Annotated in this window: 20 protein-coding genes and 1 pseudogene; 2 read left to right on the top strand and 19 right to left on the bottom strand. The window is 50.5% G+C overall.

Annotated features, from left to right (window positions below; all coding sequences use genetic code 11):
- Positions 1-5: 5 nt before the first annotated feature.
- From AAC854_RS11460 to AAC854_RS11370, 19 genes are all read right to left on the bottom strand, one after another.
- A complete protein-coding gene (locus tag AAC854_RS11460) occupies positions 6-308 on the bottom strand; it encodes a DUF2730 family protein (protein ID WP_340617220.1) in 303 nt (100 codons plus the stop codon).
- Positions 292-513, bottom strand: coding sequence for a TraR/DksA C4-type zinc finger protein (locus tag AAC854_RS11455; protein ID WP_340617219.1), 222 nt, complete (start codon positions 511-513; stop codon positions 292-294). Before AAC854_RS11455 ends, AAC854_RS11460 begins: the two co-directional genes overlap by 17 nt.
- Entirely contained in the window at positions 510-1106 is a 597-nt protein-coding gene (locus AAC854_RS11450; RefSeq protein ID WP_340617218.1) for a hypothetical protein, read from the bottom strand. Before AAC854_RS11450 ends, AAC854_RS11455 begins: the two co-directional genes overlap by 4 nt.
- Positions 1103-1333 carry a hypothetical protein gene (locus AAC854_RS11445; protein ID WP_340617217.1) on the bottom strand — a complete coding sequence of 77 codons (231 nt, stop codon included), beginning with the start codon at positions 1331-1333 and terminating at the stop codon, positions 1103-1105. Before AAC854_RS11445 ends, AAC854_RS11450 begins: the two co-directional genes overlap by 4 nt.
- Entirely contained in the window at positions 1317-1571 is a 255-nt protein-coding gene (locus AAC854_RS11440; protein ID WP_340617216.1) for a hypothetical protein, read from the bottom strand. The genes AAC854_RS11445 and AAC854_RS11440 overlap by 17 nt, the downstream gene beginning before the upstream one ends.
- Positions 1571-2083 carry a glycoside hydrolase family 108 protein gene (locus AAC854_RS11435; protein WP_340617215.1) on the bottom strand — a complete coding sequence of 171 codons (513 nt, stop codon included), beginning with the start codon at positions 2081-2083 and terminating at the stop codon, positions 1571-1573. The genes AAC854_RS11440 and AAC854_RS11435 overlap by 1 nt, the downstream gene beginning before the upstream one ends.
- A 101-nt stretch (positions 2084-2184) precedes the next feature.
- A complete protein-coding gene (locus AAC854_RS11430; protein ID WP_340617214.1) occupies positions 2185-2610 on the bottom strand; it encodes a Mor transcription activator family protein in 426 nt (141 codons plus the stop codon).
- A gap of 12 nt (positions 2611-2622) precedes the next feature.
- Positions 2623-2940 carry a hypothetical protein gene (locus tag AAC854_RS11425; protein WP_340617213.1) on the bottom strand — a complete coding sequence of 106 codons (318 nt, stop codon included), beginning with the start codon at positions 2938-2940 and terminating at the stop codon, positions 2623-2625.
- Positions 2941-3447: a hypothetical protein gene (locus tag AAC854_RS11420; protein ID WP_340617212.1), complete on the bottom strand. Its 507-nt coding sequence runs from the start codon at positions 3445-3447 to the stop codon at positions 2941-2943.
- Entirely contained in the window at positions 3444-3983 is a 540-nt protein-coding gene (locus AAC854_RS11415) for a gp16 family protein (RefSeq protein ID WP_340617211.1), read from the bottom strand. The genes AAC854_RS11420 and AAC854_RS11415 overlap by 4 nt, the downstream gene beginning before the upstream one ends.
- 8 nt (positions 3984-3991) lie before the next feature.
- Positions 3992-4219 (bottom strand): hypothetical protein, encoded by a 228-nt coding sequence (locus tag AAC854_RS11410; protein ID WP_340617210.1) that lies wholly within the window; start codon positions 4217-4219, stop codon positions 3992-3994.
- On the bottom strand, positions 4212-4658 hold the full coding sequence (locus tag AAC854_RS11405; protein WP_340617209.1) for a hypothetical protein: 447 nt from the start codon (positions 4656-4658) through the stop codon (positions 4212-4214). The genes AAC854_RS11410 and AAC854_RS11405 overlap by 8 nt, the downstream gene beginning before the upstream one ends.
- A gap of 98 nt (positions 4659-4756) precedes the next feature.
- Entirely contained in the window at positions 4757-4999 is a 243-nt protein-coding gene (locus AAC854_RS11400) for a hypothetical protein (RefSeq protein ID WP_340617208.1), read from the bottom strand.
- A 1-nt stretch (position 5000) separates the two neighbouring features.
- Positions 5001-5639, bottom strand: a complete 639-nt coding sequence (locus AAC854_RS11395) for a DUF3164 family protein (RefSeq protein ID WP_340617207.1) — start codon at positions 5637-5639, stop codon at positions 5001-5003.
- A gap of 34 nt (positions 5640-5673) precedes the next feature.
- Complete coding sequence (locus tag AAC854_RS11390; RefSeq protein WP_340617206.1) at positions 5674-5880, bottom strand: hypothetical protein; 207 nt, start codon at positions 5878-5880, stop codon at positions 5674-5676.
- Between the two features lie 13 nt (positions 5881-5893).
- Positions 5894-6148, bottom strand: a complete 255-nt coding sequence (locus tag AAC854_RS11385; RefSeq protein ID WP_340617205.1) for a hypothetical protein — start codon at positions 6146-6148, stop codon at positions 5894-5896.
- Positions 6145-7098 carry an AAA family ATPase gene (locus AAC854_RS11380; protein WP_340617204.1) on the bottom strand — a complete coding sequence of 318 codons (954 nt, stop codon included), beginning with the start codon at positions 7096-7098 and terminating at the stop codon, positions 6145-6147. Before AAC854_RS11380 ends, AAC854_RS11385 begins: the two co-directional genes overlap by 4 nt.
- Before the next feature lie 8 nt (positions 7099-7106).
- On the bottom strand, positions 7107-9089 hold the full coding sequence (locus AAC854_RS11375) for a transposase domain-containing protein (RefSeq protein ID WP_340617203.1): 1983 nt from the start codon (positions 9087-9089) through the stop codon (positions 7107-7109).
- A gap of 18 nt (positions 9090-9107) precedes the next feature.
- On the bottom strand, positions 9108-9335 hold the full coding sequence (locus AAC854_RS11370; RefSeq protein WP_340617246.1) for a helix-turn-helix domain-containing protein: 228 nt from the start codon (positions 9333-9335) through the stop codon (positions 9108-9110).
- Positions 9336-9483: 148 nt separating this feature from the next.
- Here AAC854_RS11370 and AAC854_RS11365 point away from each other — a divergent pair, with 148 nt between their 5' ends.
- Positions 9484-10086, top strand: a complete 603-nt coding sequence (locus tag AAC854_RS11365) for a helix-turn-helix domain-containing protein (protein ID WP_340617202.1) — start codon at positions 9484-9486, stop codon at positions 10084-10086.
- A gap of 266 nt (positions 10087-10352) precedes the next feature.
- A pseudogene (locus tag AAC854_RS11360) lies at positions 10353-10514 on the top strand (transposase); the annotation flags it as partial.
- Between the last annotated feature and the right edge of the window lie 104 nt (positions 10515-10618).

Genomic DNA, 10618 nt, shown 5'->3' with positions numbered 1-10618 from the left:
TGACATTAGCTTTTTTCCTTTAATTCGTTCTGTAATAACAAATCACTTAAATTGCGCAATTGACGTAATTCCGGTAACACCGCACTGAGGTCACCCCGCAATTGGGCAATCTCCAGTTGCAGGCTGTGCAGTTCCTGCCGGTTGGGTAACGTAGACAGCGAGTTTTCCAGTTGATTAACCTGCATCTTCAGCACTTCCACTTCATCACGTTTGGCGTAGGTTTTACTGAGCAGCACCAGAATGACGTTAAAGGCCGTGGTGGCGGCTGCCCAGACCATGGCCCAGTTTTCTCTAAGGACGTCTAGCATATTTATCCCTGAATTCGATATGTTCCTGGCACCCGATACACCGTTCAAAGGCGGGATTGATCGCCAGCCGGGCCGGATCAATGGCCTCGCCACAGTCAAAGCACACCCCGTTGCCTGACTGTGCCGTGCGCTGAAAATGCGCCCTCAGCGCCCGTTCACGATGCCATTGTTCCAGCGCACAGGCCTTATCTATCAGCCTGCTCATGGTGCCGTTCCTGTTGTTGTGCTGCCCAGGTCTGAATGGCCCGAAGCCTGTGCTCCAGTGCCTGACTCCACTGGCCGTACTGGCTGGCATGGGCCAGCAGGGCAGCGGGGGTCCCTGACCAGGGCGGTGCGGGTTTGGGGGGCAGTTGCAGCAGGGACGCGGGGATCACCGGACAGGCCGTCACGATCAACGGCGGGGTGACCGTAACCGAAGGCGTGCTGGTAGAGCTGCAACCCGTCAGGACCCAGGCCGTTATAACCAGCCCCATCACGGGCCAGTGCAGCGGGGATTTGGTTTTCAATGCGTTTGGCCGTCTGGGATAACCCCGCAAGCCGGGCATACACTTTGTTAGATAAGTCTGCATTTTTCTGTAATTGTGCCTGTTGTTCTGTCACCAGTTGATGGAGGGCCGCCGCATTCAGTTCGGCCAAGGCTTTTTGTGACTGATAGAAGGTCAGCTCTGCGGCCTGACGGTTCTGGATCTCGGCATCCACCGCAGACTGCATGGATTGGGTGACCCACCACGCGGCCATTCCCCCGCCCAGTGCGGCGCTGACCATCGCGGTCAGGCCATAGCGATAGATAACGTTCATAGACCGATCTCCTTATCCCGCTTAATAGCAGCTTGTTTGGACGCCTGATTCTGGGTTACCCAGGCGGCCAGATAGCCGACAAACAGCCATTCGGAAAGCTGGCCTGACAGCGCAGACCATAACAAAACAAGGGTACTGGCCACCCAGGCACCGAACAACGTGGTGTCGGACGTCGAAAAACGCCCGGTAGCAGGATTGGTGAGCAGTTGCTTAAGCATGGTTAACATGACTACCTGCCTTCGCCAGACGGATATCCTGCGCATTGACCGACGCCCAGCCGCGGCTGAACAGGGACTGGTACGTGGCGTTATGGCTATACAGCGGAACCTGGCCGATATCGCTTCCGGCCAGTGCCTGCTGTAAACAGCGCTCACGCCCGTGTTGGTAAATGTCGTAATAACGGGGGTTACGCAGCGCCGGGATTTGCTTTTGCAATAGCGGTTCAGGAATAGGATGCGGCAGCATTACACCACCTCCAGTGCAGCCTGAATGAGATGATCCAACCGATTGAACCAGCCATTCAAAAATCGTTGTTGCAGGGGATTGCGGGCGATAATCTGGGCATAGTAGCGGGCACGCTGGTTCATCAGGCGGTGTAACAGATAATCCGGGGCGATGGCGGCAATGGCGTCGCGGGTTTTACTGCCCAGAATCCCGTCATCACGCACGGCAACCGCACGTTGTAATAACCGGATGGCAGAAACCACGCCATGCTGAACGGCACTGTCAAACAACACCAGTGAAATACCGGCCGGCACACGTTCGCAGCCTGCCTGCTGCCAAAAATCCCGATAGTAGATCGCGGTCGCGTCTGCCTGGGTTAATGCACGAATATCCAGTTGGGGGTAACTGCGTTTGCTGATGCCGTATTGGGTTTCACCGCCACGGTCATGGGGATCATTGACATAACCGCCCTCAACAGGCAGCAGGTAATGAATGGCATGGAGGAACGCGACACTGTAGGTATTTTGAGTCATGATAGCGACCTGTAAACAATGGGTAGCTCATCATCGGTTTTTGGTGGGGAAAGTTGGGTTTGTGGGGTATCAAACAAAAACCCGCCGCAGCGGGTTGGTCTTTAGTCGAACAGATCAGGCTGGCCGCGTTTACGGTGCAGCGCTAACTGTTGTCGCAGTATCGCATAAACGGTCGAGTTGGTCAGAGAATATTTTCGGGCTAACCCATCCACATTCCCCCGGGAACGGCTCCAGTCACTGAATAACTGGTTATCACGTAACGCGGCTTTTAATGTCTCACCCGTTGGCAGATAGACAGCACGGCCACCATAGTAATGTGCCAGCGAACCGACCAGTTTACTGGCTGACAACCGGGCGGCGGGTTCATCGTAGCCCTGCCGCTGTAGTTCCGTGCTGAACAAATCAACCATATCGGCCAGTAGTTGAGGCCAGCGGGCCTGTAACTCCGCCGCGGGGATAGTCTCCAGCTGATCTAATAGCTGGCCTAATGCGTCATGACTCTCGGCAAAGAGGGGTAGATTTCTCATATTATCAAGCCATTAATAATTAAAGTTGTAATACCAGATTATGAACCCACTCAATATTGAAATAACTAAGATTCCAATGCTCTTATCACTGTTAGCAGGGCGCTCTTGTGCAATGGCTATTAATGTTTTCCTGCGAATAAGATATACAGGCAGAAAGACGATTAATAACAATAAAGTCAAGGCGCCCCACCAGACTGGCGAATGCCCGCGGAGTCGGTTCTGTTCATCACGATATGTGCCAATCCGATTATGGTACGCATCAAAATAAACCCAGAATGCCGCCGCAATCGGTATCAATGTAAAGAAGAAACTACTAAGTTCACTATCCATTTAACCCCCTGCTTGTCGATCTAACCACTCTTTGCCACCCGGTAGTGTAGCCAAATCAACACCATATTGCCGCATTTGTTTAAAATAGGCGTCACGCGTATCAGACCCAGATAACTGTTTCTTTTCCCTGGCACTGATATTACTGCTCTGGGCAAACTGCTGTTCTGACGACTGATAAACAGTTTTAAGATAGTTATGGTTGGTCAATGGTTTGTTATCGCCCTGTGCCCGTTTTTCCCGAATACGTTCTACCGTTTCGCTCAGGGCATGGGTCAGCACCCGGTTGACGGAATACAGGTCTAACACCTCTTCCGCCAGTTTCAGTGCCCGGCTGTTGGACAGGTTATTTTTCTCCCGGCGAAAGAGGCCGATATAAGCGACCAACGATTTGGCACAACCACCGGGTAAGTCGGTGAGTTTAGCCAGTAATTGCCGGCTCGCATCATCTTCAAAAATGGCGTCCAGGTGAAAATCGGAATGGCAGATTGGGCAACGGCCAATTTTCATAATGATGGTTTCCCTATATTGTACGCCTCACACAGGGCATCATATCCCCGTCGTTCCGGCAGGTGCTGACCTCGCACGTGCATAACGCCCAACATTAGCCGGCCGTGCCACTGTTTCAGGGATTCCAAAACCTGACAGGCCAGTGATGCATTCAGCCAGCCCACTTCGGCTACGCCGACACCCCCATTGATTTTGGCTGTCTGACGCTGGACAAACTGGTTCAACGCAGCTTCAGAGCCGTCAATCACAAATTTTTGCTGGTGCATGGTGATCCAGATGGCCCTGATTTTGCCGATTTCGGGTGCTTTGGTTTGGCCGTTTAAACGGGGTTTAACCCGTTGCTGATCACGTTTAAAACGGCGTTTAAACCCGCGCTCAACGAAAGCATCATAGGCGGTTTTTAATTCTACATGAGACATGTCGCGGCAGGATACTTTGCCCGTCGCGGCAAGCAGTGCCGCACGGTAGGTTTCGTCATCCAGTTTAAGCTGGGTTTTGGCGATATGGATGAGGCGAATAAGTTGTTGACTGGTCATGAATCACCTCACTTATATGCCACACAGCCGGGCTGACAACCCCCGCGCGGCCAGTCATTGCAACTATCACAGAGATTGCGCTCGGGTATTTCAGGTTGTTCAAATGCCGCACAGATAGTATTGGCGGCGGCGATGATGATATTTAACTGCGTCTGGTTAATGGTGATGCCCGGTTGCTGGTTGCCCAGCTCTTTTGTAATGGCGACAACCAGTGAAATTTGCTGAACTTTACTCATCAGAACCTCCAGCTATCAAAGCGCCTGTCACTAACTCCAATCCCTCGATTTTTTTGTACTGACGGATCAGGGCAGTTGAATTGGGAAAAACAGGTGTGAGGAATGTGAATTTTTTATACATATATGGCATATGCCGTTGCACATGCCGTTTTCCCAGTTGTTTTTCCGCATCAGCAATCCGAGACTTTGGGTACAATGGTTGGGTACAAGAACGCCAGAACAATTTCGTTAACGGGTTATAGTGTTCCGATTGTTCATAACCCCAAGCATTTCGGAGTGTGTTGTTAAAATAAACAATCAAGTGTGTTTTACTCTCTGAAACACGTTCACGATGAATACTAATGACAGTGTCCTGGTATTTGAATTGGACGAGACAAAAATAGCTTTGCAGTTCATTCGCTATTTTTGTCCACTGCTCTTTACTGATATTTTGATTCATAGTTCCCTCACTAATATCAATTTGCCTGAATTTTGGCGTAAGCCAGCCCTGACAGATTTACGCCATTTTTAAAAGTTATTTATTTTCAGTTTGTTACATTAAGCCGGGATTAAATGTTCAATTCGGACTAAATACGGTTCGGTGCTGATTTCCACCACGGTCATATTATTTAAGTCCTGCGCCGGCTCAATTGTTCTGACGGTCTGGCCGCCCCGTAAAATCCGGTTAGGCTGATAGATAAAACAGTGCCCTATCGGGAAACGCTGGTTAAACTGCTGCGCTTTCATCCAGCTTTGGGCGGCAACGGATGAGTAGGCAGCATAGTGATTACGTCCGGCCATCTCACACCCCCGCGATATCTAACGCTATGGGCTGGTATCGGTCAGTATCACCAATACGTTCATAGACACGCAGATAGGATTTACTGCCCACCACCTGCAACGCCTCACCAATCGCCACCATCGCCTGAACCCAGCGCTCATCCTCAATACCCAGACGACGCAGCGCCAGAACACGACCCGTGTTAATATCGCCTTCTTTGTCGGTGATAAAGGCCTGGTTAATCAGGGTCTGGATTTCAGGGCGGGCGTCTTCTGTCCAGTCTGCCAGACATTCATCAATCAAGGTCTTGGCCGCCTGCAAACGTTCATCAAAGGCGATTCGGTCTTGCATAGCGCGTTGGACTTTATAACGGCCGTCATAGCTATACAGGGTAACATTGCCTTTTTTACCGCCTTTGACAGCACCGTACTTCTCCGCAGAGAGGTCAACGAATGCCTGTATATCGGCAAATGCCCGCGATTTCAGATCATCAAGCGCTTCATTAACTTTGACAGACAGTTTCACAAGGTCCCCTACCAAAGTGTCACGCTCAAGGTCAATTTCCTTGATGATATCAACAGGAGTTAAGACGCCCTTAGCATCAACCCAGTAACCTTCTGGTGCACTTTGGGTAGTAAATTGTTTTGATTTTATTGACATTATTCTTACCTTTTCGAAATATTAGCGTTAATGGTTAGTGAATGTTGTACCGTGCAGGTGCCTGATGCATCACCAATCCATGCCCGCCACGAGTCAAGTGCTGGCCTAACACATCGGATAAGCGCATCGCTTCTTGATATTCCTGATGGGTATATTCACCCTCAGGACCACTGGCGATAACCTCATGTTTTAATTCGCCTGACTCACTGGTGATGATTAAGATCTCAATTTTTACTGCCATGATATTGCGCTCCTTAATGTAAAGACTCTGACCAATAAACCTGACAACCGGAGTGGGTAAACCAGCCCTGACGGGCATAGCGACCCAGATGTCGATAGTTTGCCTTACCATCCTGAATTAAATGTTCACATAGCGCGTTACGGGCAATTTGAATCCGTGGCGCACTGTCTCGTATCATGACGCTAAGTACCGTAAAGCCTGCCTGTGTTAACGCTGAGATAGCGTGTTCAGCACTACTGAATGCCGTGGTTAATGAACAACTATTCATAGTGTTGTCCCTTCCAAATCTTTGACGGCTGCCCGAATGTGTTTTTCAGTCAATGTCTCATTCGCCCCTGTCGCAAACATGGCCGCCAGCCGCAAGGTATGGGAAACAGTCCGCAATGCGCCCGGACGTTCTGCCAGTTGCTGAACCAGTGCGCGCTCCTGCTGACCCAGACCCCACGCCGCCGATATCGCCTGCACGTCATCTTTTTTGGTTTTCAGGATCGCCACTTTCTTGGCGATGCGGCTAAACAGACGGGCAAAATCCACATTGCGGGAATTACCGCCTGTCAGCTTGGAATACACCTGATGATTGCCCACCAGTGCCAGCCCGATGCCGGTTTCTTCCTGCAAAATCCGCAGCTCTTCCAGTACGGGGTAATCAAGGTGATCGGCTTCATCAATGACCAGTAACCCCGATGTGCCGCGCAGCTTGCGACGAACGGCCCGCCCCAGTTGCCCTGCACGACGGGGGGCATCACCCAGCCCCAGTTCCAGCGCCAGTTCATACAGGCATTCGCTCAGGCTGGCACGGGAAGGTGACACGGTGATCAGCCAGACATTAGGACGCTCATTAGCAAACCGTTGCAGCGATTTGGTCTTACCCACGCCCGGACTGCCATAGATCACACTGATACACTGGGCTATCTGGGCATATTGCAGGGCACTCCAAATCTGCCTGACCGTTTTAGTCTCGACAAAATCCGGCGCTGACGGCATTTCACTGGCACGGCGGGTGCGGTTTTCCAGCCAGACCGAAAGTTTGCTGGCAATGCTGTCGCTGTTACCCCGGTAGCTTTCATTCATAAACTGGGACAGCGCCGTGCCTGAGATACCACTTTCGCGGGCGATGTGGCTGTAGGTCAGCCCGTCGTTCTCAACCACGTTTCTGATAGCGGCACGAATATCGGCCTGTGCAGTTTGTGCCTGTGTCAATTCAATAATGTTACTCATGGTTCCCCCTAAATCGTGTTTTTCTGCTGTTGTTGATGTAACTGGGCAACGGCATTTTCAAAGGCGTAGTCGTAATCGTTTTCTGTCTCGGCGTGCATATCAACCAGCTCACGACGGACGGTATTGCCTGCGGGCCTGTAAATCTCAACAACGCGGGTTTCCGGTGGCTCAGGTGCTACGGTTTCCGGCATCAGCTCCGCCACTTCCAGTGCCGTCATGCGGCGCTGTGCAGTCGCAGCCTCCTTCGTCCGTTTAACAAACCGCGTCCGGTTGCGGACATGCTCACGGGCCGCCTGCGTATCACCAAAGCCCGATTTCTCAATACACTGGGCAGCACAGATAAAGCGGCCATCCAGCGTGTAACACAGGACAGATTCATGCAGTGACTGCGGATCAAACCTGATGACCACTTTGTTGGGTTTAATGCCCAGCAACTGTTCGCTGTAATAACGGTTCCGGCGTGATGCAATCTTGCCCCCGGCATTCAGGGTAAAGGCGCCATTGTTCACCGTGACCGCCTCGGCTGGTAACAACAGCAAGTGGCGTTGCTCGGCGGTGGCCTTGCGGATAGCACTCATCTGATAACTCTGTTCGAAAGCCGCATCGAAAGACAGTATCCCCTGACAGGCTTCAGTATCCCGCTTCGGTTGCCGGTTCCAGAAAGCGATGCCCTCCGCCAGTACCTGTAAAAAGACGTCGGCATCAATCACCCGGTCACCGTAATTATCCGGCTTTGCCATGGGGTTAGCGCCTGTATAGGCACCCGCTAATGCGGGGTGGCGGTCAACCACTTCCCCCAGCCCGCCGTGGGAAAAGGCGCGTTCAACCGGTTTGGCCTGACCATGACCCCGGCCAAACAGCACGCTGGTCCAGTGCAACTTGATATCCAGCAGGGGAATAATCCCTTTAGGGTCATCCTCCTTCACCTTGAAGCGGTAACGATTGGGTACACCGCCTGTCATCCATTTGTTGGCTGCGGCCCGCGTGTTATCAATGGTGACGTGTCTGGGGATACCGTATTTCTCCACCACATCAGCCAGAGCCAGACGAATGCTGTCGCTGTTTTCGGAAACATCAGTACGCCATGCCAGAATTTTGCGGGTACGGATATCCTGCCAAACCCACGTTTTGGGACGAATGACTTCACCATTAAACCAACGCACGAACACGTTATGCTGATAGCCGTCCCCGTTGATCCACTCCATCGCATCCAAATCCAGCACCGTACGTTCCTGCGCCGGGTATAACCGCATCAGGGCGTGTTCTCCCTCGCGCAGTAATACCACCTGCTCAGCGGGAACGTCACGCTCCAGCTTCCGGCGCAGGGATGACAGGCTGGGGATTATCCAACCCTGTGCTGGCGCAGCTTCTGTCAGGCGGGCATAGCACGTCCGTAATGCAGGCTGCTCAGGGCGCAAATAATCAGCCAGAAAGAAATCCCAGGCCGCCGGGCTGCACTCCGCTTCTTTCTTCCGGCGCGCCGACAAACTATGGCCATGTTGGCTGACCATCGCGGCCAGCCAGTCTGAACGGTCAAACGGCTTGGCCTGGTAGTACCAACGGCGGACAGACGCCGGAGCAATTTTCAGTGCTTCCCCCACGGAATCAAATGCGGTCAGCGTATCAATGCCACTGTCCAGTAATTCCGCCACAGCGATAACCGCTTCACAACGTTCGCGTGCTTTTCCACGCTGTTTTTCATTGGCGTTGTTCCAGCCCTGCCAAAGCAACTCACGGGAATAGTTTTCAGTCTGGCGTTTTTTAATCTCAATCGGATTGCCTGCAACTTCTATCACGCCTTGCTTTTTCAGTACCGCTGCACGGGCAACAGGTGGCAGGCAGCTAATGTGAAACTCAAATGCCTTAGAGCCTTCCCGCTTCCTGACCATATCGTCAGTAGCGAGTTTTTTTAAACGATTCGAGATATTAAAAGGGGCCGTTGGTAAATTCGGTAGCCCGATACACTCTTGTGCTGTAACCCAAATATCCATGTCCCACCCTTACTGTTTCTATTGTCTTGAATAACGGCTTGGCCAGATAACCGCAGGTTCAACCCCAATAGCCTGAGCAATAATTTTCTCCCCTTTGGGCCAAGGCCTGACTAATGCGTTACGTAACGTATCAGCGGCCAGACCTGCCGCTATCGATAGTGTGCGTAAATTTGTGCCACGTTTTTCTAATGCCGCGCGGATATCTGCGCGGTGCCAATCTACGTCTACTTGCGAGATTAACGACATCATGCGATCCTTTATAATATTTATCGGTTCCGATAATCATCAAAGATTATCTGTACAGGTATAAATATATTCGCATAAAAACACGAAGTCAAGATTAATTCGTGTTTTTATGCGCAGTGTAAATCAAAGGCAGGAGCTAGTAATTTCAATGAATGACAAAGAAAAAAACGCAAATGATGACAAAAGTATGCATCGTGTTTTTATACGAAATGAAATAACACAGTTTAAGGATAGACTCAGACAAGCCATGGGAAATGAATCTGGTAACAGCTTAGCTAAAAGATGTGGTATATCAGAAGCTGCGATAAGAACTTATTTATCGGGTAAAACATATCCATCCTTAGATAAGCTAGCTTTGCTCGCAGAAAAATGCGAGGTGTCAATTGAGTGGCTGGCAAATGGCAGTAATGTAGATAGTGCTCCTGAATTAAAGGAAATCCCGGAGCATGTCACGGAAACACAAGAAAAGGTTTGGTTAGAATTTCTACATAGAATGACTCCAGATGAAAGAGATGCAATCATTGCTAAAGTTGTAAGGCTGGGTCTTGCTTCGTTACTACAGATATCACCGACAGACAGTAAGCAAGAACAATTGCCTGAAGACCAGTCTATATCTAACCATGCTCTATTCGTCGCTCGCATGTACGATTCATTGACGGATGAGCAGCGCCAGAGATTTTTGGAATCTATCCGAGACGAAGGGCAAAAGGATACTGACCGCCATTTAAGCGGAAAGAGCAAAGCCAGCTAATGGGCTGTCTGGCCCATTAGTTAAAAAGAATTTAAAGATGATTTAAACAGATGATCGTGCACGCCCTACATTTACCAAAATATGTGAATCAAAAACGTCTAATTCAAAATTTTTCTCATTTTGGTAAGTCTGCACGAGAAGTCGAGGCCGTTCTATAACTCACATCCCAACTCTGTGAATTCCCTGAAATTATTCCCGCGAAATCCCGTTTAATTTCGCCAATTCCCTATTTCTCTTTGTTTCTCATTCTTTGTGGTTCATAACATTCTCTTTACGGTGACAAAGGTTATCTCAGCCAAGAATTGGCGGACGATTTAGCCAAAACCGATGTCACTTTCATCACGAAAAAACGGCGTAACATGAAAGCGCATATGCAAGCTGAGTGGGATAAGATAATGTTAAAAAAGCGTTTTATTATTGAAAGTGTGCCGCAGGCATACAAACTGGCAGCATAGGGAACGCAGCCAGTTTGTAGCATAAGCTCAGGAGGAGATGGTGGCAGGCCCACCGAAGTCCGCTGTCGGAAGCCGGC

This window comes from Xenorhabdus entomophaga (assembly GCF_037996725.1).
GTDB classification, from domain to species: domain Bacteria; phylum Pseudomonadota; class Gammaproteobacteria; order Enterobacterales; family Enterobacteriaceae; genus Xenorhabdus; species Xenorhabdus khoisanae.
This window is presented reverse-complemented; position numbering and strand designations above follow the sequence as displayed.

What these genes read in the sequence shown, in the direction of transcription:
- AAC854_RS11460 (WP_340617220.1), bottom strand. Translation starts at nt 308, where the DNA reads ATGCTAGACGTCCTTAGAGAAAACTGGGCCATGGTCTGGGCAGCCGCC.
- AAC854_RS11455 (WP_340617219.1), bottom strand. Translation starts at nt 513, where the DNA reads ATGAGCAGGCTGATAGATAAGGCCTGTGCGCTGGAACAATGGCATCGT.
- AAC854_RS11450 (WP_340617218.1), bottom strand. Translation starts at nt 1,106, where the DNA reads ATGAACGTTATCTATCGCTATGGCCTGACCGCGATGGTCAGCGCCGCA.
- AAC854_RS11445 (WP_340617217.1), bottom strand. Translation starts at nt 1,333, where the DNA reads ATGTTAACCATGCTTAAGCAACTGCTCACCAATCCTGCTACCGGGCGT.
- AAC854_RS11440 (WP_340617216.1), bottom strand. Translation starts at nt 1,571, where the DNA reads ATGCTGCCGCATCCTATTCCTGAACCGCTATTGCAAAAGCAAATCCCG.
- AAC854_RS11435 (WP_340617215.1), bottom strand. Translation starts at nt 2,083, where the DNA reads ATGACTCAAAATACCTACAGTGTCGCGTTCCTCCATGCCATTCATTAC.
- AAC854_RS11430 (WP_340617214.1), bottom strand. Translation starts at nt 2,610, where the DNA reads ATGAGAAATCTACCCCTCTTTGCCGAGAGTCATGACGCATTAGGCCAG.
- AAC854_RS11425 (WP_340617213.1), bottom strand. Translation starts at nt 2,940, where the DNA reads ATGGATAGTGAACTTAGTAGTTTCTTCTTTACATTGATACCGATTGCG.
- AAC854_RS11420 (WP_340617212.1), bottom strand. Translation starts at nt 3,447, where the DNA reads ATGAAAATTGGCCGTTGCCCAATCTGCCATTCCGATTTTCACCTGGAC.
- AAC854_RS11415 (WP_340617211.1), bottom strand. Translation starts at nt 3,983, where the DNA reads ATGACCAGTCAACAACTTATTCGCCTCATCCATATCGCCAAAACCCAG.
- AAC854_RS11410 (WP_340617210.1), bottom strand. Translation starts at nt 4,219, where the DNA reads ATGAGTAAAGTTCAGCAAATTTCACTGGTTGTCGCCATTACAAAAGAG.
- AAC854_RS11405 (WP_340617209.1), bottom strand. Translation starts at nt 4,658, where the DNA reads ATGAATCAAAATATCAGTAAAGAGCAGTGGACAAAAATAGCGAATGAA.
- AAC854_RS11400 (WP_340617208.1), bottom strand. Translation starts at nt 4,999, where the DNA reads ATGGCCGGACGTAATCACTATGCTGCCTACTCATCCGTTGCCGCCCAA.
- AAC854_RS11395 (WP_340617207.1), bottom strand. Translation starts at nt 5,639, where the DNA reads ATGTCAATAAAATCAAAACAATTTACTACCCAAAGTGCACCAGAAGGT.
- AAC854_RS11390 (WP_340617206.1), bottom strand. Translation starts at nt 5,880, where the DNA reads ATGGCAGTAAAAATTGAGATCTTAATCATCACCAGTGAGTCAGGCGAA.
- AAC854_RS11385 (WP_340617205.1), bottom strand. Translation starts at nt 6,148, where the DNA reads ATGAATAGTTGTTCATTAACCACGGCATTCAGTAGTGCTGAACACGCT.
- AAC854_RS11380 (WP_340617204.1), bottom strand. Translation starts at nt 7,098, where the DNA reads ATGAGTAACATTATTGAATTGACACAGGCACAAACTGCACAGGCCGAT.
- AAC854_RS11375 (WP_340617203.1), bottom strand. Translation starts at nt 9,089, where the DNA reads ATGGATATTTGGGTTACAGCACAAGAGTGTATCGGGCTACCGAATTTA.
- AAC854_RS11370 (WP_340617246.1), bottom strand. Translation starts at nt 9,335, where the DNA reads ATGTCGTTAATCTCGCAAGTAGACGTAGATTGGCACCGCGCAGATATC.
- AAC854_RS11365 (WP_340617202.1), top strand. Translation starts at nt 9,484, where the DNA reads ATGAATGACAAAGAAAAAAACGCAAATGATGACAAAAGTATGCATCGT.